Raw genomic sequence first — 22,512 nt, 5'->3', positions numbered from 1 at the left:
GTCCGGTGGTCTTCTGTCAGGGGCGTTACCACATGGGCGTCTCCTGAATACACCAGTAACGCGGTCAGGCCTCCTTGGCGCAGGTCGAGAATATCCCGGATTTTGCGTTTGGCAAGAGTCAGTCTGTCTGGCTCTACATCTGTTGCCAGCATGGAAAGGGATAGGTCCAGCGCGATAACCAGGCTGTCTTGTGGTTGTTTCAGCGGTGTCGGAGCCTGACGCCAGCTTGGGCCAGCCAGTGCGGTAGCCAGTACCACTATGGCAAGGCTAAGTGGGAGTAGCGACGATAATGTTTTGCCGTCTGAAGGTGCCCCTCGGCGGCGGATCAGTGGTTGTAAGAGTACGGGTGGAATATAGCGGTTCCAGCCGGCATCGCCTTGCCTTAAACGGTTTTGCGTAAAGTACAGCAGCGGAAGTGTGAGAAGCAGTAAAAGCCAAAGCGGGCGAAGGAAATGGAAATCAGCCACGGTCAGCCTCCGGATCAATAGGGTGATGGCGGCCTTGTAAGAGGCGGATGGTGATCAACAGCAGCCAGATAGCAATAGCAAAACCGGCGGGCCATACGTAGAGCTCAGTAACCGGGCGGAAGAATTGTCCTTCCTGCTCTATAGGCTCGAGTTGGTTGATGCTGTCGTAGATCATTTCAAGTTCAGGGAGGCTGCGGGCCCGGAAGTAATATCCGCCGGTTTGTTCGGCCATACGTTTGAGTAAGTCTTCGTCCAGATCGCGGGAGGGGTTCACCCTGCGAGTACCCAGTAAACCTCGCTGTAGGAGGGATTCTGCCCCAATACCGATGGTGTAAAGCCTGACGCCGGCCGCTGCAGCAATTTCGGTGGCTTTGTCGGGGCTTATTTCTCCGGCAGTGTTGGCGCCGTCGGTCAGCATAATGGCAACGCGCTGCTCCTGTGGGCGATCACGTAGTCGTTTCACCGCAAGGCCGATGGCATCTCCGATAGCCGTTGCTCTGCCTGCCATACCTAGCCCTGATTCGTTTAGCAGAGTTCGCACTGTTTCCCGGTCGAAAGTCAAAGGTGCCTGAACGTAGGGTTCGGTGCCAAACAGGATCAGCCCCAGCCGGTCACCTTCTCGCTGGTTAATGAAGTCATCGAGAACCCTTTTAACCGCCTGGAGTCGGTTGATGCTTCGGCCATGAAGCACCATATCTTGCTCTTCCATGCTGGGAGATATATCGACAACAAGCATCAGGTCTCGCCCTGTGATGGGCATTTGTATTTGTTCGCCGACATGCTGCGGTCTGCCTAGTGCGATAACAAGTAAGAGCCAGGCAAGCAGGATCAACAGCTTCCGCCACATCGGACTGGCTCGTCCGCTAGTGCTTACACCCGGCATGCCGGATAGCCAGTGCCCAATCGGGATAACCGGAGCATCCACCGGCTCGTTGTTTTGTTTGCGCGTGAGGAACAGAAGCGGCAGCAGTGCCAGTAGTAGTGCCCAGGGGTAAGTCAGGCTGATCATAGTTGAGCCTCCAGCCATACCCTGGCTAAGGCCAGAGCTTCCCGGGGCGCTAGCGTGGGCTTTGGCTGCCAGACAGCTGCCGCCAGAGCTTCCGCTGTGGGGCGTGAGGCAATGCGGTCTTTGGGCAGTGTTTCCAGAAGAAAACTGACCCACTGGGCACCGGTCATAGATTCCGGGTGTTGGTCGGGATGTGTTTGTCGGGCTACGCGTTTAAGTAAACTGTTGAGGCGGCTGTACCAGGCCGGTTCATTGCAGGCGTGTTGCTCCAGTATTGCCAGCTCAGTTCTGGCTTGTCGTTTCCATGCATTGCGTGTGTGATGACGACGCCAGAACCACGCAAGCGCTGCGCAAGTGATGAGTATTATTACGGCCAGCAACCACCATCCAGGGGCAGGTGGCCACCAACCACCTGTGGCAGGCAGGTGAATGTCTCGTAGCTGGGCTAATGGATCCTGGCTGTTCATCCGATTCGTCCTCCCGAACCAAGATGAAGGCGCAGGGCCTCCACTGGGTTGTCTTCCGTCATGATGGTGGCAGCTTGTACGCCTGAGGTACGGAAACACTCAGCAAGTTGTTGCTCATGGTCGGCAACCTTCGCTTGCCATGCGCGCTGGAAGCCTGGGTTCGAGGCATCAAACCAGACCGGGCCGTCGGGCCCGGCAACCGCAAACCGGCCACTGCGGGGCAGCTGTTTTTCGAGCGGGTCCATGATCCTGAAGGCGCTGACATTGTTGTGTCGTGCCAGAGCACCCATAAGGCTGGTGGTTTCGGGCGTCATTGTCATGAAATCACTGATTACAAAGATTCTACTGCCGGTATGGGCAACACGGCGAGCTTCGGCCAGCGCTGTATTGAGATCTGGCCCTCCGGTCAACGAAGAGGAAGGCGGCGAGTCTTGTTGATATTGTTGCTTGGCCAGGGTATCCAGAAGACGTAACAGGGATTTTTTGCGCCGGGCGGGGCGCATGACCTTCAGCTCCTGGTTATTGAAAATCAGCCCGCCGACCTGGTCGCCTGCCATTAAGGTAAGCCAGGCCAAGAGAGCTGTAATCTGTGCGCAGCGCACCTGTTTGTATGCGCCGGTACTGGCAAAAAACAGGGTAGGGCCCAAATCTGCAATCAGCAGCACGGGGCGCTCCCGCTCTTCTTCATACAGCTTGGTATGGGGTGATTGCCGCCGGGCGGTGACCCGCCAGTCAATACTGCGAATGTCGTCCCCCGGCTGGTATTGCCGCACTTCCGCGAAGGTCATGCCTCTGCCCCGCTGGCGTGACTGGCGCAGGCCAGTCTGTCGGCCACGGATCCGGCGGGCTGAGGGCAGTTTCAAGGCCCGGGCATCGGCCTGTAACCGAACAAGTTCCTGCAGTGTGCTGTGAACGGCTGCTTCTGTATTGGCCATGGGTGTATCTCTTTTAGCCGGTGCTCTGGTTGTGAGCACCTCAGGCTGTCACCGGAACCCGGTCAATCAGCCTTTGGAGTACTGCATCTGCGGTCATTCCTTCAGCTTCTGCTTCAAAGGTCAGAAGAATCCGGTGCCGCAGTACGTCAAATGCCATGTTGCGAATATCATCGGGGGTCACGTAATCACGGCCGTCCAGCCAGGCCAGGGCGCGAGCGCACCGGTCGAGGGCAATGGTGCCTCTGGGGCTGGCGCCAAAGGCTGTCCAGCGGGCCAATTCTGGGTCTAAAGCTGCGGCATCCCTGGTGGCAAGAATAAGTGCAAGCAGGTATTGCTCTACCGGTTCGGCCATGTGAATACCGGAAATGGCCTGTCGTGCTTCCATCACCTGGTCTTCTGTTAGACGAATGTCTACGTTCGGGATTCCCTGACGGTAGTCGTTTCGGGCGAGGTGCAGAATCTGCCTTTCAGCATCGGCGCTGGGGTAGTCGATGACCACGTGCATCAGGAAGCGGTCGAGTTGTGCTTCCGGAAGCGGGTAGGTCCCTTCTTGCTCGATGGGGTTCTGGGTGGCCATGACCATAAACAGTTTAGGCAACTGGAAGGTTTGCATGCCAACACTGATCTGACGCTCGCCCATGGCTTCTAATAAGGCTGACTGGACCTTGGCCGGAGCCCGGTTGATCTCATCTGCGAGCACAAGGTTATGGAAGATAGGCCCTCGCTGGAATTCGAACAGCCCGGTTTCGGCCCGATAAATTTCACTGCCCGTTACGTCTGATGGCAGTAAGTCAGGTGTGAACTGTATGCGGTGGAAATCGGCAACCAAGTGGTCGGCGAGCGCTTTAACTGCGGTGGTTTTGGCCAGCCCGGGCGCGCCTTCTACCAGGAGGTGGCCATCGGCCAATAAGGCAATCAAAAGGCGGTCTACCAGCTTGTCCTGGCCGATGATCCGTTTTGCCAGTTGTGCTCTGAGGGCACCGAATGTTTGCTGTAACGACATGAGTTCTACTGCTCTTGGTTTCTGAAGGTCTTGTGGCACCAAAGAAATTGCGCCTAAGTAGTTGCCGCAGTTTTGAGGTCAGACCGGCAAAAATCAAGGGCTTGACTATGCTTATGTGACGATAACCTGATTACGTTTCTTTCACACAATAAAACCGAGGTTGGATATGAATGCGCTGACAATCGCCAGCAAAGAGCAGTTTTTTGATCAACTGGCTGATGCTTTCGCAGAAAAAATTGCGAAGAGTGAGGCGAATAAAATTGTCGAGTTTGCCCGGTTGCATTACGCACACATCCCGTTGGAGGAGCTTATTAGTCGCCGTTTTACAGATACCTATGGCGCAGTTCTGGCAGCATGGCAGTTTTTGCAAAAGCGTAAAGCCGACGAAACACCTGTTTCTGTGTTTAATCCCGATCTCGAGAGTGATGGCTGGCAATCTACCCATACGGTTATCTTTATTCTGCACCCTAACATTCCATTCTTGATTGATTCTTTGCGTATGGCTGTTAATCAAAGGGAGATTGGCACCCATTCGATTCAGCATTCCGTCCTGCAGGTTGAGCGGGATAAGTCCGGTCAACTCAAGAAGCTTCACGGTGGAAAGAAATCCGCGTCAGCAGCCTATGAGGCATTTATTGTTATTGAAATTGACCGGCACAGTGCTCCAGAAGATATCAAGGACCTGGAGCAAGCCCTCCAGAATATGCTGAATGAGGTTCGTATTGCTGTTGATGATTTTCCGATCGTCCGGGAGAAAGTCAGCGGCATCATTAAAGAGCTGGATGCCACCAGGGCTGGCATCAGTGCAGAAGACAGAGAAGAAGCGAAGGCATTCCTGGGCTGGCTGACGGAAGACCATTTTACTTTTCTTGGTTATGACGAATACGATTTTGTCAAAGATAAAAAAGGCCTGGTGGTACAACGGGTCGAGAACTCCGAACTGGGTATTTTCCGGGTCAACAATGAGCGCCCGGATAAAGTTCGGCTGAACGAGCTGCCACCGCGTACCCGTCATGCAATGACCCGGGCTGATGACATCTTTATTTTTGCCAAATCAGCCCAGCGGTCCCGGGTCCACCGCCCAGCGTATCCGGATTACATCGCCGTCAAAAAATTTAATAACAAGGGTGAAGTGGTTGGTGAACGGCGTTTTCTGGGTCTTTATACCGCTCGGGTTTATAACGAACGACCGGACGAAATTCCGCTGTTACGCCAAAAATTCGAGGCCGTGATGAGCGCCTCGGGCTTTATGCGCAATGACTACGCCGGGAAGGAGCTTTTACAGATACTGACGCTGTATCCCCGGGATGAGCTGTTCCAGATAGAAACGAATGAATTGTTGCAGGTTGCGAAAAGTATTCTGTACATACAGGAGCGTCGTCGCATTGAGTTGTTCATGCGTGAAGATGTGTACGGCCAGTTTGTCACCTGTCTGGCTTTCTTCCCTCGGGATATCTACAACACGGAGCTGCGCTTGAAAGTGGAGCAGGTGTTGTTGGACCGGTTAGAAGCTGAAGATATCGAGTTTGTTACCCACTTCTCTGAGTCGCCTATGGCGCGGGTTCAGTTCACTATTCGCGCGCCACATGTCGGGAACCGGAAGCTGCCTTTGGCGGAAATCCGGGATCAGGTTATTGAACTTGCCCAGTCCTGGCGCGATGGCCTTAACGAAGCATTGAATGATGCGTTCGGTGAAGAGCCTGGTAATGAGCTGTTCCGGGTGTGGGCCGGAGGCTTCTCTGCCAGCTACACTGAGAGGTTCTCACCCCGGAGGGCGGCTATTGACTTGGAGCACATCGCTGCGGCGGCCCGCGATGATGACCTGGCGATGAGTTTCTACCGGGCGCTGGAAGAAACAGAAAGCACTTTACACTTCAAACTTTTCTATCCGGACGAGCCGCTTCCCCTGTCTGATGTCATGCCGATCTTCGACAATCTGGGTTTCCGGGTTATCGGTGAGCACCCCTTTGAGGTCACGGATCGTTCGGGCAAGTCCGTGTGGATTCATGATTTTACGTTGCAGGCGCACACGGGAGTTGTGGTAGACATCCACCGCATTCGCCCCATTTTTGAGGAACTGTTTCGTCGTGTTTGGCATGGTGAAGCAGAGAATGATGCCTTTAACCGATTGATGTTGACCTCATACATGGGGTGGCGTGAAATTGCGCTGCTACGTACCTACGCTCGATATATGCGGCAGATTCGGTTCTCCAACAGTCAGACATTCATTTCGAATACGTTGGTGAATCACGTCAACCTCACCAAAATTTTGTTGGAATACTTTGATGTACGCTTTAATCCTGACCGTTATAAGAGTGAGGCCAAGTGCGAAGCTGTACAGCAGAAACTTGAACTTGAGTTCAAGGCCGGCCTGGAGAATGTTGATAACCTGAGTGAAGACCGCGTACTCAGGCTCTACCTGGAACTCTTGCAAGCCACGCTGAGAACGAACTATTACCAGCTCGATAGCAATGGTCAGACCAAACCCTACATCAGCGTGAAATTCGATCCGACCCGGATTCCGGATATGCCGCTGCCTATGCCGATGTTTGAGATATTTGTCTACTCACCGCGAGTAGAAGGCGTGCATTTGCGCGGAGGCAAAGTGGCTCGTGGTGGCTTGCGCTGGTCGGACCGGTATGAGGATTATCGAACCGAGGTTCTGGGGCTGGTCAAAGCACAGCAGGTGAAAAACGCCGTGATTGTTCCCGTTGGCGCCAAGGGCGGTTTTGTGGCTAAGCAATTGCCATCCCCGGCTGACCGAGAGGCATTTCAGGCGGAAGGGGTTGCTGCCTACAAAACCTTTATTCGTGGCTTGCTGGATATCACTGATAACTTGGTAGACGCTGGCATCCAGCCGCCTGAGCGAGTTGTCCGGCACGATGACGATGATCATTATCTGGTTGTAGCTGCAGACAAAGGAACCGCTACGTTCTCCGATATTGCCAACGGTCTGGCGGCGGAATATGGCTTCTGGATGGGCGATGCGTTCGCGTCTGGGGGCAGTCATGGTTACGACCACAAAAAAATGGGAATCACGGCTCGCGGCGCCTGGGTCTCAGTTGAGCGACACTTCCGTGAAATGGGCATTAACCCGGCAGAGGATGAATTTACTGCAATTGGTATTGGCGACATGGCTGGTGATGTCTTCGGTAATGGCCTGCTGTGTTCTGAGAAAACCCGGTTAGTGGCTGCGTTTAATCACATCCATATCTTCATTGATCCGACCCCGGATGCGGCCAGCACTTATAAAGAACGCAAACGGTTGTTCGAGATGCCTCGTTCGGCCTGGACGGATTTTGACCCCAAACTGATCTCCAAGGGCGGCGGCGTTTTCAGTCGTAGTGCCAAATCGATTCCGGTCAGCCCGGAAATTAAGAAGTTGCTTGGCATTAATGCAGATCGTGTACCCCCGAACATGCTGATCAGTCACATTCTGAAGGCTGAGGTGGATCTGCTTTGGGTGGGGGGTATTGGCACCTACGTAAAAGGTGCGTCTGAGAGCCATTCTGACGTGGGCGATAAAGCCAATGACGGTGTGCGGATCAATGGCGATGAGTTGCGTTGTAAAGTGGTCGGTGAGGGTGGCAACCTGGGCTTTACTCAGCTGGGTCGTATTGACTATGCCCTTAAGGGGGGGCGCCTCAATACAGACTTCATCGATAACTCGGGTGGGGTGGATTGTTCAGACCACGAAGTGAACATGAAGATTTTGTTCAACCGTGCTGTGGCTATGGGGGACCTTACGAGCAAACAGCGGAATGCCATGCTGGAGGAAATGACAGATGATGTTTCTTCGCTGGTACTGAAAAACAATTACCGCCAGACCCAAGCCATTAGTATCGCTAACGAGGATACAGTGCTTCGGTTAGAAGAATACCGGCGGCTGATGAACTCTTTTGAAAGCGAGGGCAAACTTAACCGGAGCCTGGAATTTCTTCCGGATGATGAGGCCTTGTCTGAGCGTAAGCTTACCAAGAAGGGCCTGACCCGGCCTGAACTGGCGATACTGATCTCTTATGTGAAGGGCGACCTTAAGCAAACGCTGATGGCCAGCAGTTTGCCAGATAACCCGTTGCTTGAAGGTGAAATGTACAAGGTGTTCCCGAAGGAACTCACTCAAAAGTTCAAAAAGGAATTGGGCGAACACCAGTTGCGCCGGGAAATCATTGCCACCCAGATCGCAAACGATATGGTAAACCACATGGGGATTACCTTTGTTGAGCGCTTAAACCAGTCAACCGGTGCTGATGCGGCCTCGATTGCGTTAGCCTGGATTATTGCCCGGGACGTTTTCCGTATCGATAACTGGTGGGACAAAATCGAAGCCCTGGACTACCACATTCCCGCCAAACTGCAGCTTGAGCTTATGCAGGAATTTATGCGTATGATGCGGCGCTCTGTGCGTTGGTTACTGCGTAACCGTCGGGCAGAACTCAGCATCCAGAGTCACATGGAGCGGTTTGCTGATAGTGTATGGGCAATCACTTCTAACCTGCCAGAGTATCTGGGTGAGCAGGCGAAAGTAAATTGGGAAAAACGTAATCAGGAACTGGTGGATGCGGGAGTGCCGAAAGAACTGGCCTCTGTGCTGGCCGGAACGGGTTATCTGTATTCCTCTTTGGGGATTATCGAGGCTAGAGAGGCCACTGGAATGCCCCTGAAAACGGTTGCTAATCTCTATTATGATTTGGGCGACAGGCTTGACCTTGGCTGGTTCGCAAACTCCATTGCGGCTCTTACGCCCAACTCTCATTGGCAGGCTCTGGCGCGGGAAAGCTTCCGGGAAGATCTGGACTGGCAGCAACGAGCTTTGACCACGGGGGTACTGAAACTGGCGAGCAAACCAGAGCAAGTGGCTGAGTGCGTGGAAGCCTGGCAGGAGAAGAACGAACCAATGATAGAGCGGTGGAACGCCATGCTGACTGAACTGAAAGGTGTGAGAGAACCCGAATACGCCATGTTCTCTGTGGCATTGCGGGAGTTGCTGGACTTGGCTCAAAGCACCTTGCATCAGCATCCTGACGAGTAGAACGCCAGTGATACTCCGCTGAGTGTTGAGGCAGAACAAGCTTCCATGCCTGAAGAAAGCCCTGCTCGTGCCGTTAAGGCAGACGCAGGGCTTTTTTCCGGTTAGCATACGGCGTTTCAGCATCACCAGCAGGCCAGGCCCCTCATGTCTTCATTACCCAATACCCACGAAGTTTTACTCAGAAATTCTCAACTACTTGAAGGCCGTGTTGCCTTACTTGGTGTTTCTGCTCCTGAATTGTTGCAACGGTGTCCTTCAGCGGGTTTAGCGATGACTGAACACGCGGGAGTTTATCAGTCGCTGATGTCCTGTACAGACTGGCAGCTCTGCTTCGGTTATGAGTCTGAAGGCTTGCAGGCCGGCAGTTTTGATTCCGTGATTGTGTTTCTCCCCAAAGCCCGGGCGGAATTGGATTTGCGATTGGCCATGGCTCAGTTTCTTGGCCGACAGGGGGCTTGTCTTGTGGTGATTGGGGAAAAAAAGGAAGGTGTTGCCGGGGGGGCTAAACAGTTTGTTCAGGCGATTCCTGATGGTTTGAAGATTGACAGTGCTCGCCACTGCCAGGTTTGGGCAGGCACAAATCGTCAGCCGAAGGCAACATTTAGCCTTACGGAATATCTGGAGTGGACACCGGTGACCTGTGCCGGTGTGGAAGTTGCTGTTGCAGGCTTGCCAGGCGTGTTCAGCGAAGGTGAGTTGGACGACGGCACCCGATTGCTACTGGACAATCTGGCAGACAAACCGCTGTCGGGTGATAAGGTTCTGGATTTTGCCTGCGGTGCTGGTGTTATAGGAGCTTGGTTACAGGCGTATCGGCAATCAACTGGAAAAGAACCCGGAGTAGTCGATGGTCTGGATGTACAAGCCCAGGCCGTTGCTTGCGCCAAGGCAACTTATCAGCGAGCCGGTGCCCGGGGGCAAATCTATGCGCTGGACGGTCTGGCTGGCCTGGACGGGCATTGGCAGGCGGTAGTGACTAACCCTCCATTCCACACCGGAGTGAGAACCGACACCTCTATGACAGAGCATTTTATCCGGCAGGTGGCTCGTCATTTGGTTCCGGGTGGGGAGTTGCGTCTGGTCGCTAACAGTTTCTTGCCTTATGAAGCTTTGCTTCAGCAGTTTATTGGGCCTGTGCAAAAGCTGGTGCAAGATAAGCGGTTCACGGTATATCGCGCATTTCAACGACTGCCTCGCTGAATTTCAGGCATAAAAAAACCCCTGGGGAAGGGGTAAAAAGTAAGCATGTGCGGAAAACTGTTGATCAGCTGGCGGGAGCGCCGAACAAACTGATCCGAAGGTGTTTTCAGCGTGAACAGGGCTAATTTAGTGTTTATTTCTAGAATAAACAGCCTAAAAACGTAATTCATAGGAACGTTGTGACGACTGGATGCCCGAAATGACAAAAGAAGTACTCGAGTTCTCGGGCCGGCAATTACCCTTGGTGCGGCCTGGCTCAGAAACCACGCAATTACGGGCCTGGGACGCGGCCGATGAACTTCTGCTGGACGAAGCGTTAAAACGCCTGTCGCCAGAAGATCGTGTCCTGGTGGTCGACGATGTGTTTGGCGCATTGACCCTCGGGTTGGCTGAATTCTCCCCCGTGTCAGTTTCAGACAGTGCCGTCCTTGATAAGTCCTTACAGGCTAATTCTGAAACCAACCGGGATAGACCTGTGTCGCTTACCCCCTATAGCTGGATTAATCCACCGTCAGGGTTGTTCAATCTTGTTGTCATGCGAATCCCACGACAGGCGGAATATTTGGCGTGGTTGCTTCGCTGGGTTAATGGCGTGTTAGTGGACGATGGTTGGTTGTTAGCGGGTGGTATGATCAAGCACTTGCCTGACCGTAGTGTTGACGTGTTCTCCGCGGCGGTTGTTACCGAAACAGTGCTGCCAGCCAGAAAAAAAGCGCGGGTTGTGGTGTGTGCCAGGGGCTATGAGTGCTTGGAAAACTGGCCTGGTTACTGGAAAGGTTATAGCGTGCCTCAGGTGCCTACTCGGGTGGAAGCTATGCCGGCTGTATTCGCCAGAGATCGGCTGGATATCGGTACCCGGGAATTGTTGCCATTGGTGTATCCAGCCGTTAGAGCTTTGTCTGCAGGGGCCAAGGTGCTTGACCTGGCTTGCGGTAATGGGGTTCTCGGGCTGGCAGCTTTATCTGGCAGGCAAGACATTGAAGTTGATTTTAGTGATGTATCCAGCCAGGCAATTGCCAGTGTAAAGCATAACCTTGAGCTGAGCGGGCTCCTTAAACGGGGGCAACTGCATCACAGCGATGGTATTGCCAGTGACAGTGGGAAGTATCAGTTGATACTACTTAACCCGCCATTCCACGAAGGGGGGGTGGTGGGTGACCATATCGCTCTGCGGCTGTTCAAAGATGCGGCGGATCACCTTTCTTCAGACGGCAGCGTATTGATGGTAGGCAACCGTCACCTGGGTTATCACAGGACGCTAAAGCGATATTTCAGAAGGGTTGAGCAGCGGGTAGCGAGCCCGCGCTTTGTGGTTTTCGAAGCATCGCTTTGAGATCAGAGTCAAGCGCTTGGGGCTGGGTGGTCGTAGCCCATTCGTGCCAGGGTATCGACGATGGTTTGGGTCTGGCTGTCCACCTCAATGTTGACCCGCTCATTCCGTGCAATCGTACCAAAGGTTGTGGCTCTCAGAGTTTCAGGTATCAGGTGTACGTTGAACTGATTGCCTTCAACTTCACCAATGGTCAGGCTGGCACCATTGATGGCGATGAAGCCTTTCGGGAACACGTATTTGACCCAGGCTTGAGGGACTTCGAACCAGAGGGTAACGTTATTTTCTGGCCGAATGATGTCCACTAATCGTGCGGTGGTGTGTACATGCCCGCTGAGCAGATGTCCGCCAATTTCATCACCAATCCGGGCGGCCCGCTCAAAATTGACAGCATCTCCGGTACATAATGCCCCAAGTGTTGTTGACCGCAGTGTTTCTTGCATTGCGTCAAAATACAGGATATTGCCCTCTTGGCGGGTAACGGTCATGCAAGTGCCGTTAATGGCCACTGAGGCCCCAATTGTAACGCCGTGAGCGTTGTCTTCAGGGAGTTCGATTGCCAGGGTGTTCAGGCCTGGAGCTTTAATAATCCCGACGACTTTGGCGATGCCCTGAACTATACCGGTAAACATGGACCGTCTCCTGAAATGCAATGAATGTTGCAAGGATACCGGTGGCGGTATCCGTTGCCAAGAAACCCGGGTCTGACCGGTTCAAGTAATGATGAGTTCGGTCGATACTCTTACATAGTTATCAAAAAAGCAGGAATCCCATGGCTGAAGATGCCGTAACAGCAAAGGCCGCAGAGGCTGATGCGCCAGCAGCACAACTGCGCCCCGGAAGAGCCGCAGATCCTTTGCCGGGCACTCAGGTTCCCGGCACGGTTGCCGGGTCTGGGAGTGAGTCGTTGGAATCAGATAACCCGGATGAAGAGGTGGATCTGGCGTCTTCTGAATCTCAGAATGAAGAAATCGAAGAGGGGCAGGAGAGTGAAGCTGACGTTGATCAGGCTTTGGCTGAGTCTCAGCAGCGTAAACTCAGGCTGATGCTGCGTCAGTGTGACCGTGTGTTGCTGATGGATTTTGAGCTGTTGTCCATGTCCAACTGGCCAGACAATTACCGCATGGCTGAAGCGCGCCGTAGCCGTGATTTATGGGTGTTGTCCGCGTTGATTGCTGCATCAGTATTCCTGAGCGGGCTGACAGGTTTTGTGCCTGCGTGGCTTGCTGGTGGAGGTTTTGGTGCTTTTGTTATTATTTTGTTGCTTGGCGTGCCCTTTATTCGGAACACCTATACCTCTAAACCTTCCTACATGGAATTGGTTATGCAGCGACAACGAATGCTGCGGGATGCCAGAAAGCATGTGGAGCATCTGGAAGGTAAAGATGGGCTGATCTGGCAATGTGCCAGAATGGCATCATATAACCCCAGTTTGCGGCATAGTCGATTCACCGACTTGATACAGCTGTCTGAAAAGAGGGTGTTACCGCAATATATGACCAAGCGGGAGCACCTACGTTTGTATCTGATCTATTTGCTGGAGGCAGAGAAAGCTTATAATAGCGTTCAGCAAGCGTTTTTCGACGGTAATCAGGCTGCGATTGATAATGGATGGCAGGAAGTGGCGGCGCGGCCAGAGCCGCGTACTTGACATTATTAGTGCTCAAACGTATGTTTCAAACAGACGTTTGTTAGAGGCGCTGATAACCATATGGCACAGTCCGATACCGTAGACCGCATTCTTGATGCTGCTGAAGAGTTGTTTGCAGAGCGTGGTTTTGCAGAAACATCCCTTCGCATGATTACCAGTAAGGCTAACGTGAATTTGGCTGCGGTCAATTACCACTTTGGCTCAAAAAAAGCACTTATTCATGCGGTGTTTGCCCGATTTCTTACGCCATTTTCGGCAACGCTTGAAACCGCTTTTGATGAGCTGGAACATAAATGTCAGGGTAATCCGCCGACACTGAATCAGACTCTTTGGGTGCTTACCGAAAGTGCCATGCGTATGCCTCAGCGTAATGAAAAGGGCATTTCCATTTTTATGCGTCTGCTGGGCCTGGCTTATACGCAGTCTCAAGGTCATCTGCGCAAGTTTCTGGAGCAGGAATACGGCCAGCCTTTCGGTCGTTTTATGGGGCTCCTCAAAGAAGCCACGCCTGAGCTATCTGCGGTCGACCGATACTGGCGCATTCAGTTCATGCTGGGGGCCACGGCGTTCACTATGTCCAGTAGTGATGCGTTAATAGATATTCTCGATAATAAACTGGGTGTGCAGGCTTCTGTACAGGAAATTGCGGCACGATTGGTGCCATTTCTTGCAGAAGGCATGAAGGCACCGGATAAAATACAGCTTCCTCCGTCTGTTGCCGACACTACAGTTGCCTGACCTCCCCGCCCTCAGGTAGTCTTCTCTCTGGTTTTCGCCAGAGGGAATAACCCCTTGAATACCCCATGGCCCATAGGGGCATATATTACCATCGCTCTCGCCGATCAGGTGCTTGAAGTGCATGCCGCTGATGGTTCAACCCTGGCGAGTTACCCCGTGTCTACCGCGCTCAATGGGGCCGGTGAGCAGGATGGGAGTGGTTGTACGCCCAGAGGTGAGCATTTTATACGGGCCCGAATTGGTGATGGGCAGCCGTTGAATATGGTTTTTCGTGGACGGCGGCCAACGGGTGAAATTTATACCGATGAGTTAGCTCAGGCATACCCTGGTCGTGACTGGATTCTTAGCCGGATACTCTGGCTTTGTGGTCGGGAGTGGGGGCGGAACCGTGGCCCGGGTGTCGATACCTTCCGGCGTTTCATATACATTCACGGAACGCCGGATACGGAACCTATGGGCATCCCCATGTCCCATGGTTGCATACGCATGCGTAATAACGATGTGGCTGAGTTATTTGACCGTGTGCCGACAGGTATGCGTGTTGAAATACAGTGAACTGACGATTGCAGAGGAACCGGATGATCAGAAATTTCTTGCAAACCCTGAGTAGCTGGATCGATCACTTCGGGATGCTGTCAGACGGCTGGCGAGCTGGTGTTATGATTTTTCTGGTGGTGTTAGGTACCGCGATCATTGCATTTATCGCTAGTCGTGTTGTTCTGTTTCTCGAAAAGAGATTCAGTAACACCAAAAACCTCTGGGATGATGCTGTTCTGCATGCATCCCGCAGGCCCTTAGTGGCGTTTATCTGGTTGCAAGGGGTGTATTGGGCCGCCGAAATTGCCCATCGTTTTTCTGAGGCTGAAATTTTCGCTGCCAACGGAACTCTGTTGCAGATAGGCTTCATGTGGGTTGTTGTCTGGATGCTGTTTGGCCTGGTGAAAGAGATTGCGAAGGTGCTGGTCTCGCCAGTGAAAATGCGCAAGCCTATGGATTTCACCACGGTAGACGCGATCAGCAAACTGCTTCGGGCTGTGATTGTTATTACCGCGGTACTGACTGCACTGCAGACCTTGGGCTTTAGTATTTCGGGCGTCCTGGCTTTTGGTGGCGTGGGCGGTATTGCAGTGGGCTTTGCCGCCAAGGATCTGCTGGCAAACTTTTTTGGTGGTTTTATTATTCATCTTGATCGCCCGTTCAAAGTCGGGGACTGGATTCGTTCTCCAGATCGCAATATTGAGGGTACGGTTGAGCACATCGGTTGGCGTCTGACAACTATTCGTACGTTTGATAAGCGGCCTCTGTATGTTCCAAATGCGACCTTTACTGTTATTGCTGTAGAAAATCCTTCTCGGATGACGAATCGGCGGATTTCAGAAACGATTGGTATTCGCTATGCGGATGTGCAGTTGATGAAAACAATTGTTGATGAAATCAGGGACATGTTGAAAAACCACGAAGAGATCGACACGAGCCAGACGCTGATTGTGAATTTTCTGGCATTTAATGCTTCTTCTCTCGATATCATGCTGTATACCTTCACCAAAACCACGCAATGGGTGCGTTACCATGAGGTTAAAGAAGATGTGCTGTTGAAAATCAGCGATATTATTGAACGTCATGGTGCTGAAGTGGCTTTCCCGACACGTACTCTTCATTTGCCGGACGGTGTGAAAGTGAGTGGTCAGGAGGCTGATGAGTCTGCAGATGGCGGGGTACGGCCTTCTAACGGCGGCACAAACACGCTGTCTGGAGAAAAGGTATGACGCAAGTGGGGGGTAGTCTTCCTGTTGGAATTATTGGCGGAACCGGGCTTACCTGCTTGAGTGATCTCAAGCGTATGGGTGAAGAGGCTGTTTCTACACAATGGGGCGATCCGTCCGACAAGTTGGTGCATGGCCGTTTAGGTGATCAGGCGGTTGTATTTCTTGCGCGCCATGGTAATCCGCATCGAATTCCGCCTCACCGGGTGAACTATCGGGCAAACCTGCAAGCCCTCTATGACGCGGGTGTCAGAACAGTAGTCGGGGTAAATGCAGTAGGGGGAATTCACCAGAACATGGGGCCGGCCCATGTGGTGATCCCTCACCAGATCATCGACTATACATGGGGGCGTGCCAGCACTTTCTTTGAAGATGATCTGGAACAGGTTACTCATATCGATTTCACTCACCCCTATGATCAGGAGTGTCGGAACCTGTTGATCGACGCTGCCGAAGATCTGAAACTCGATTTCTCGGATTTTGGTGTGTATGCCGCAACTCAGGGGCCGAGGTTGGAAACTGCCGCAGAAATTCGTCGCCTGGAGCGAGACGGGTGTGATCTGGTCGGCATGACCGGTATGCCCGAAGCCGCGCTGGCAGCGGAGCTCGGTATGCGTTACGTGTGTCTGGGGTTGGTGGTGAACCGGGCGGCCGGCAAGTCAGATCATATCATCACGATGGATGAGATTGAGGCGGCCATTGAGCAGGGGATGGACGGAATCAGGCGTACTCTTGAGCGCTCAATGACCGGTTTGGGTATGCTGGCACCGTTGCCTACAGCTTCTTAAAGAATACCAGCACACCAATAGTGGGGGAGTCAATAAAGTGGATTTCCTCACTACGCATGCGGCGGGTTTCTCTTATCCAGGTGACCAATTCCGCCGGTGTGGGTTCGGGGTCGGCCATCACCATAACGGGCGGCGTATTTGTGGCCATCTCTGCAATAGAAGATGTCTCTGTTGTTTCTGATATGCCTGACACTGTGCCTGTTGTTTCAGTCTGCAGGTTTACTTCCTGCACTGGTCCTTCCTGCCAGTGGTTCAGGTGAACGCTGACATGGAGATAGCGTTTACGATCAATTTCGATATAACCTTCCACCGCTTTTTGCTGAGCACGGCTCAGCCAGTCACCAACGGCTATTCTCATTGGGGAACCGTCGTAGTTTTGTGGGAAGTTTTGGTACCAGCCAGCAGTTGCAAGTACCCGAAAGTTGCCGCTGTTTTCCAGTCGGCGCGCAGCGCTGCCGAGGTGCATTTCATTTTTGTTTGTGAGCTGAAGGTCTGAAATTCGGCGACCGCTAGCGTCTTCAACCCAGAGTGAGCTGGCCGTTTCAATCACCGGCTCAACCTGCTTGCCCGTCATCTGTTCTTCGATTGAGGCTGGGTCAACCAGTCGTTGCAGGATGACAATTTCGGCACGGTAGGAATCTTTAGGACTCTCTTGTGCCTGAACACCACCGGTAGGCAGGAGCGTGAATGCAACGGCCAGGGCGGCGCCCATCAACGTTGGTTTTGAACAGCGGTCAGTGGCTTGCAAGTGTGTCACTCCGGCTTAATCAGATTGGCTCAGGAGGCTTTGGCTTTTTTCTCTTTTGGCCCAAGTTCCGTAAGCATGGCTGCGATGGCGTCGAGTTTACCATTGGTTGAGTCATCATTCAGCCGGAAGCGGAAACTGTTGGCGCCTTCAAGCCGGTAGGTGTCCGGGGCAGATTGCACTTTTTTAACCAGTGTCAGTGGGTCAACCGGCGTGCTGGCTCCAAATTCCAGGCGCACCCATTCCTTGCCCGCGTCCACTTTGACAATGCCCAGAGCTTCCGCCATCAATCTTAACTGAGTTTGGCGTATCAGATTTTTGGCCGGTAGGGGTAATAATCCGAAGCGGTCAATCATCTCAACCTGAAGTTCTTTTAATGCGGCTTCGTTTTTTACGCTGGCAATGCGTTTGTAGAGCATCAGGCGGTTGTGAACGTCTGGCAGGTAGTCGTCAGGGATTAGAGCCGGAATGCGTAAATTGATGTCGGTGCCATGGCTCAGCGGAAGATCCGCGTTGGGTGTGCGGCCTTCTCGAATGGCTTTAACGGCTTCATCCAGCAACTGCATATATAGCGTGAAGCCGATACTTTCAATTTGGCCACTTTGTTCTTCACCCAAAAGCTCACCTGCACCACGAATTTCGAGATCGTGTGTGGCCAGCATGAAACCTGCGCCCAGGTCCTGGGCCTCCGAAATTGCATCAAGCCGTTTTCGGGCATCGGTTGAAATGCTTTTGGGTGGTGGCGTCAGAAGATAGGCGTAGGCCTGGTGATGCGAGCGGCCGACCCGACCTCTAAGTTGGTGCAGCTGTGCGAGGCCAAACTTATCAGCTCTTTCAATAACAATGGTATTGGCGCTGGGTATGTCGATGCCTGTTTCAATGATGGTTGTACAGACCAGTACATTGAATCGTTTATGGTAGAAATCCGACATAATCTGCTCTAGTTGCCGCTCACGCATTTGCCCATGGGCAACGCCCACCCGAGCTTCCGGGATCAGCAGGCGAAGGTCTTCGGCAGTTTTTTCAATGGTGGATACATCGTTGTGCAGGAAATACACCTGCCCACCCCGCAAGATCTCCCGCAGAATGGCTTCTTTGACCATGGCGTCATCCCTCTGCCGGACAAAGGTTTTCACCGAAAGTCGGCGTGCTGGTGGCGTTGCAATAATGGATAGGTCTCGTAAGTGGCCCATGGCCATGTTCAGGGTTCGGGGGATCGGCGTGGCTGTGAGGTTTAGCATGTCGACTTCCGCACGAAGAGATTTCAATGCTTCTTTTTGCTGAACACCAAACCGGTGTTCTTCGTCGATAATCACCAAGCCCAGATTTTTGAATTTCACGTTACCCTGAAGCAGTTTGTGGGTGCCAATGACAATGTCGGCCTGACCTTCTTCAATGGCGGCCATGGCTTTGCTGGTCTGGGTGCTGTTGCGGAAACGGCTGAGTAGTTCTATCGAGACGGGGGTCTCTGAGAACCGGTCCCTGAAGGACTCGTAGTGTTGTTGTGCTAACAAGGTCGTGGGGACTAGTACGGCTACCTGTTTTCCTGACCAGGTGGCCAGAAAGGCCGCACGCATGGCTACTTCAGTTTTGCCGAAGCCCACATCACCACAGACCAGACGATCCATAGGCTGTTCGCTTGTCATGTCCTCGAAGACAGACTGGATGGCCACCTGTTGGTCAGGGGTTTCTTCAAATGGGAAACCGGCTGCGAAGGCGCGATAGGCTTCTTTTGGGTCTTCGAACTGGAAGCCCTTTCTGGCTTCCCTGCGAGCGTAGACATCCAGCAGTTCGGCCGCTGTATCGCGGATTTTTTCCAGTGCTTTCTGTTTGGCATTGCTCCACCTGTCGGTGCCCAGTTTGTGCAATGGGGCGTGCTCTTCATCAGCACCGGCATAGCGAGAGATCAGGTGCAGGCTTGAAACTGGTACATATAGTTTGGAGCCACCCGCATATTCCAGTGTCAGGAATTCGTTGGACTCGCCCCCGGCACTAATGGTTTCAAGTCCTTTGTAGCGACCAACACCATGATCAATGTGCACAACTGGTGAGCCGATCCGAAGTTCTGAGAGGTCACGGTAACCGTGATCATCAACTTCTGTTGCTTGGTCCCGGCGCCGTCGTTGAAGAACCCGTTCGCCGAATAGAGCTGTTTCGGTGATCAGTGCCAGGTTTCGTTCAGGCAGCACCATGCCTTGTTCCATTGAGCCGATGGTGACTGCCAGGGGGCTCTCTGCCTGTTCCAAAAACTCCCGCCAGTTCGAGACGGTTCTCAGTTTAAGTTGGTGGTCACCCAGATTTTCAATCAATGCTTCCCTGCGCCCGGATGATTCTGCGCAGATCAATATGCGCCCCGGGAATTCTTTGATGAAGCGTTTCAGCCTGCCGGCGGGGTCGGCTGACCGGCCATCCATTGCGATGTCTGGCAGAGCGCTCGCCTTGCAGTCTGAACTGCCAGCACCGGATACTGGCTCGGATGTGCAGGTAATTCTGGGATAATGTTTGAGTTGCCCAAATACTTCGTCTTGCTGCAGAAAAAGTTCGGTTGGCGGAAGGATTGGGCGCAACCGGTCGTGTCGACGGTCTTCATGTCTTGCGCGGGTTTCTGCATCAAAAGCCTGAACTGCGTCATTCAGACCATCCGCTGTAAAAACGAGGGTAGACGCCGGCAGGTAGTCGAACAGGGTCGCGGTTTCGTCAAAGAATAGTGGTAAATAATACTCGATGCCTGGCGGCGTAATGCCATTGGATACGTCCTGGTAAACCGGTGAGTCTTTGTCTGAGTTTGGGAAGTATTCGAACCACCGGTTTCGGAAGCCTGAGCGTGCCTCTTTGTGCCAGGGAAATTCGTGAGCTGGCAGCAGCTCAATCTGTTCTGTGCGCTCTATGGAGCGCTGGGTTTCCGGGTCAAAGGTTCTCAGTGTCTCGATTTCATCGTCGAACAAATCAATCCGGTAGGGCAGGTTAGAGCCCATGGGGTATATATCCAGAATTGCGCCCCGGACAGCGTATTCGCCATGTTCGTAGACGTTCTCTGTATGATGATAACCGGCGGCCTCAAGCTGCATGCGCCAGTTTTCAATGTTCAGCGTCTGGCCGGTTTTCAGAAGCAGGGTGTTGCCTTGCAGGTAACTCGGTGGCGCCAGCCGGTGCATCAGAGTGCGTGCAGGGACAACCAGAATGCCGTGATTAGTGGAAGGCAAGCGGTGCAGGGTCCGGATGCGCCGGGAGGTAATGTCCTGATGTGGCGAAAACAGGTCGTAGGGCAGGGTTTCCCAATCCGGTAGTGATAAGAGCTCAATGCCGTCGTCATTCGTTGTGGCGCCATCTTCCTCTGGTGGAAGATTGAGGAAAAAGCGAATGGCCTGCTCCAGGCGGATCGCTTCGTCGGTGCTCTGGGTGACCACCAGCGTCAGCCCTTTGTGGGCCCGGGCGCTTTCGCAGATAGCCAGGGCCTCACTGCAGCCAGGAAGTTGCCCCCACTTTCTGTGGTCTGCGGGTTTTGCCGGTGCCTCTGGCGCGATCAGCATTTCGTTGCAGGTAAAGTGGGCTGAACCTTGAGGCATGGGCTGGGAGATCTCCTGAGTTGGCACTTCTGGGAATCGGAACGGCGATATTCTAGCGCCGGAGGGTTGTAGTGTCATGGCCGGAGCAAATAAAGCGGATACAGAAACCTATTTGCCGTAAGGCCAGTTAAGTTGGATAATGTGCGCCTTAAATTATTCCCCTGTGCTAAACGAGGTTTCTACCGTGAGTCACGACAAGATCAACCAGTGCCTGTCCAACTGGACTGAAAGAGAGTCCACCGCGGAAGCCATGATTCCGCTGATCGGCCGTCTTTACCGCAAGAACAACGTGGTTACGTCTGTTTACGGTCGGGCGATCATTAATCAGTCTGTGATTGATATTCTTCGCGCTCACCGTTTTGTTCGCCAGGTTGAAAACAGCGAGCTGTCTGTTCATGACACTATGCCGATTCTGCGGGAAATGGATAAGCTGAATCTGGGTCGTGCCCATGTGGATATCGGTAAACTCGCGGTTAAGTTCAAGGAAGAAGGTGGAGACCTTGTTGAATTTCTGAAGCGTGAGATTGGTCCGGTTGTTGGTCAGTACGAAGCTCAGTCTGAGCAAGACGCTAACAACGAAACCAAGGATGTGGTCCTGTATGGCTTTGGTCGTATTGGTCGTCTGCTTGCCCGTATTCTGATTGAGAAAGCCGGTGGCGGTAATAATTTGCGTCTGCGTGCCATTGTGGTTCGTCAGGGCGGTGCTGAAAACGATCTGGAAAAGCGTGCCAGCCTGCTTCGCCGCGATTCTGTGCACGGGCCATTTAACGGTTCTATCACCGTTGACGAAGAGAACTCTGCCCTGATCGCTAACGGTAACTTTATTAAAGTGATCTACTCTGGTGGCCCGGATCAGGTGGACTACACTGAGTACGGCATCGACAACGCTATTGTTGTGGATAATACCGGTATCTGGCGTGACGAGGCCGGTCTGGGGCTGCACCTTAAATCCAAAGGTGTTAGCCGGGTAATTCTGACTGCGCCGGGTAAGGGCGATATCAAGAATATTGTGTATGGTATCAACAACGACTGGATCACTGACGACGACAAGATCCTGTCTGCGGCTTCGTGTACTACTAATGCTATTACACCAGTGCTGAAGGCGATCAATGACGAGTACGGTATTGAAGACGGTCATGTTGAGACTGTTCATTCCTACACCAATGACCAGAACCTGATCGATAACTACCACAAAGGTAGTCGTCGTGGGCGTAGTGCTGCGCTGAATATGGTTATCACTGAGACTGGTGCTGCCAAGGCTGTCGCTAAGGCTCTCCCTGAACTGAAAGGCAAACTGAGCGGTAATGCGATTCGTGTTCCGACTCCGAACGTGTCCATGGCTATTCTGAACCTGAACCTGAAATCCGATGTGGATGTGGAAAAGGTTAATGATTATCTGCGCGATATGGCTCTGCATTCCGAACTGCAGAAACAGATCGACTTCGTGAACTCTCCGGAAGTGGTTTCTACCGACTTTGTGGGCTCCCGCCATGCCGGTGTTGTCGATGCTCAGGCTACCATTGCTAATGGCAAACGCCTGATCCTCTACGTATGGTATGACAATGAGTTTGGCTACAGTGCTCAGGTTATCCGTTGTGTTAACCAGATGGCTGGAGTTGATTACCCGATTTTCCCGAAGCGCACGCGCGACTAAAGTCGTAGGTCATCTCGGAAGAGAAGGTGAGAGAAACCCCGGTAACGTGAGTTGCCGGGGTTTTTTCGTACTTTTGAGTGACAAAAGCATTTTGGTTACCGGTGGAAATAGGTTTCCTTAATCTCTATAATTGGCGCGATTTTGGGTATGTCTTGCCCCTTGTTTCT

At 52.8% G+C, this 22,512-nt stretch carries 17 protein-coding genes; 9 read left to right on the top strand and 8 right to left on the bottom strand.

The features are described from left to right. From ABYA77_RS09170 to ABYA77_RS09150, 5 genes are all read right to left on the bottom strand, one after another. A partial coding sequence (locus ABYA77_RS09170; RefSeq protein WP_372965655.1) for a VWA domain-containing protein occupies positions 1-467 on the bottom strand: 467 nt, incomplete at its 3' end. After that, positions 460-1,476, bottom strand: a complete 1,017-nt coding sequence (locus ABYA77_RS09165) for a VWA domain-containing protein (RefSeq protein ID WP_372965654.1) — start codon at positions 1,474-1,476, stop codon at positions 460-462. The genes ABYA77_RS09170 and ABYA77_RS09165, both read right to left, overlap by 8 nt. Continuing rightward, complete coding sequence (locus ABYA77_RS09160; protein WP_372965653.1) at positions 1,473-1,940, bottom strand: DUF4381 domain-containing protein; 468 nt, start codon at positions 1,938-1,940, stop codon at positions 1,473-1,475. Before ABYA77_RS09160 ends, ABYA77_RS09165 begins: the two co-directional genes overlap by 4 nt. Continuing rightward, entirely contained in the window at positions 1,937-2,875 is a 939-nt protein-coding gene (locus ABYA77_RS09155) for a DUF58 domain-containing protein (protein WP_372965652.1), read from the bottom strand. The genes ABYA77_RS09160 and ABYA77_RS09155 overlap by 4 nt, the downstream gene beginning before the upstream one ends. A gap of 40 nt (positions 2,876-2,915) precedes the next feature. Beyond that, positions 2,916-3,878 carry an AAA family ATPase gene (locus ABYA77_RS09150; RefSeq protein ID WP_372965651.1) on the bottom strand — a complete coding sequence of 321 codons (963 nt, stop codon included), beginning with the start codon at positions 3,876-3,878 and terminating at the stop codon, positions 2,916-2,918. A gap of 166 nt (positions 3,879-4,044) precedes the next feature. On the opposite strand from ABYA77_RS09150, the gene ABYA77_RS09145 reads away from it, so the two are divergent. The 3 genes from ABYA77_RS09145 (at position 4,045) to ABYA77_RS09135 (ending at position 11,443) form a co-directional block, all read left to right on the top strand. Next, positions 4,045-8,910, top strand: coding sequence for an NAD-glutamate dehydrogenase (locus ABYA77_RS09145; protein WP_372965650.1), 4,866 nt, complete (start codon positions 4,045-4,047; stop codon positions 8,908-8,910). A gap of 144 nt (positions 8,911-9,054) precedes the next feature. Next, positions 9,055-10,110, top strand: coding sequence for a methyltransferase (locus ABYA77_RS09140; protein WP_372965649.1), 1,056 nt, complete (start codon positions 9,055-9,057; stop codon positions 10,108-10,110). Positions 10,111-10,309: 199 nt separating this feature from the next. Beyond that, positions 10,310-11,443: a class I SAM-dependent methyltransferase gene (locus ABYA77_RS09135; RefSeq protein ID WP_372965648.1), complete on the top strand. Its 1,134-nt coding sequence runs from the start codon at positions 10,310-10,312 to the stop codon at positions 11,441-11,443. A gap of 8 nt (positions 11,444-11,451) precedes the next feature. Here the strand turns inward: ABYA77_RS09135 and ABYA77_RS09130 are convergent, their stop codons facing one another. Next, positions 11,452-12,072, bottom strand: coding sequence for a riboflavin synthase subunit alpha (locus tag ABYA77_RS09130; protein ID WP_372965647.1), 621 nt, complete (start codon positions 12,070-12,072; stop codon positions 11,452-11,454). A 140-nt stretch (positions 12,073-12,212) separates the two neighbouring features. Here ABYA77_RS09130 and ABYA77_RS09125 point away from each other — a divergent pair, with 140 nt between their 5' ends. The 5 genes from ABYA77_RS09125 (at position 12,213) to ABYA77_RS09105 (ending at position 16,380) form a co-directional block, all read left to right on the top strand. Further along, a complete protein-coding gene (locus ABYA77_RS09125; RefSeq protein WP_372965646.1) occupies positions 12,213-13,091 on the top strand; it encodes a hypothetical protein in 879 nt (292 codons plus the stop codon). 60 nt (positions 13,092-13,151) lie between these two features. Then, a complete protein-coding gene (locus ABYA77_RS09120; protein ID WP_372965645.1) occupies positions 13,152-13,829 on the top strand; it encodes a TetR/AcrR family transcriptional regulator in 678 nt (225 codons plus the stop codon). 90 nt (positions 13,830-13,919) lie between these two features. Further along, positions 13,920-14,384 carry a L,D-transpeptidase family protein gene (locus tag ABYA77_RS09115; protein WP_372965657.1) on the top strand — a complete coding sequence of 155 codons (465 nt, stop codon included), beginning with the start codon at positions 13,920-13,922 and terminating at the stop codon, positions 14,382-14,384. Between the two features lie 23 nt (positions 14,385-14,407). After that, positions 14,408-15,595, top strand: coding sequence for a mechanosensitive ion channel family protein (locus tag ABYA77_RS09110; RefSeq protein ID WP_372965644.1), 1,188 nt, complete (start codon positions 14,408-14,410; stop codon positions 15,593-15,595). Continuing rightward, positions 15,592-16,380, top strand: a complete 789-nt coding sequence (locus tag ABYA77_RS09105; RefSeq protein ID WP_372965643.1) for an S-methyl-5'-thioinosine phosphorylase — start codon at positions 15,592-15,594, stop codon at positions 16,378-16,380. Before ABYA77_RS09110 ends, ABYA77_RS09105 begins: the two co-directional genes overlap by 4 nt. On the opposite strand, the gene ABYA77_RS09100 is transcribed toward ABYA77_RS09105, so the two are convergent. Together ABYA77_RS09100 and mfd are read right to left on the bottom strand one after the other, a co-directional pair. Further along, a complete protein-coding gene (locus tag ABYA77_RS09100) occupies positions 16,367-17,128 on the bottom strand; it encodes a CsiV family protein (protein WP_372965642.1) in 762 nt (253 codons plus the stop codon). The two genes, ABYA77_RS09105 and ABYA77_RS09100, sit on opposite strands and share 14 nt — an antisense overlap. Before the next feature lie 29 nt (positions 17,129-17,157). Then, positions 17,158-20,691, bottom strand: coding sequence for a transcription-repair coupling factor (gene mfd / locus ABYA77_RS09095; RefSeq protein ID WP_372965641.1), 3,534 nt, complete (start codon positions 20,689-20,691; stop codon positions 17,158-17,160). A 184-nt stretch (positions 20,692-20,875) separates the two neighbouring features. Here mfd and ABYA77_RS09090 point away from each other — a divergent pair, with 184 nt between their 5' ends. Next, positions 20,876-22,345: a glyceraldehyde-3-phosphate dehydrogenase gene (locus ABYA77_RS09090; RefSeq protein WP_372965640.1), complete on the top strand. Its 1,470-nt coding sequence runs from the start codon at positions 20,876-20,878 to the stop codon at positions 22,343-22,345. Positions 22,346-22,512 lie beyond the last annotated feature (167 nt).

Origin of the sequence: Marinobacter sp. (genome assembly GCF_041595835.1) — a bacterium.
Classification (GTDB): domain Bacteria; phylum Pseudomonadota; class Gammaproteobacteria; order Pseudomonadales; family Oleiphilaceae; genus Marinobacter.
The sequence above is the reverse complement of the archived record's forward strand: the minus strand, read 5'-3'. Positions and strand labels throughout refer to the sequence as shown.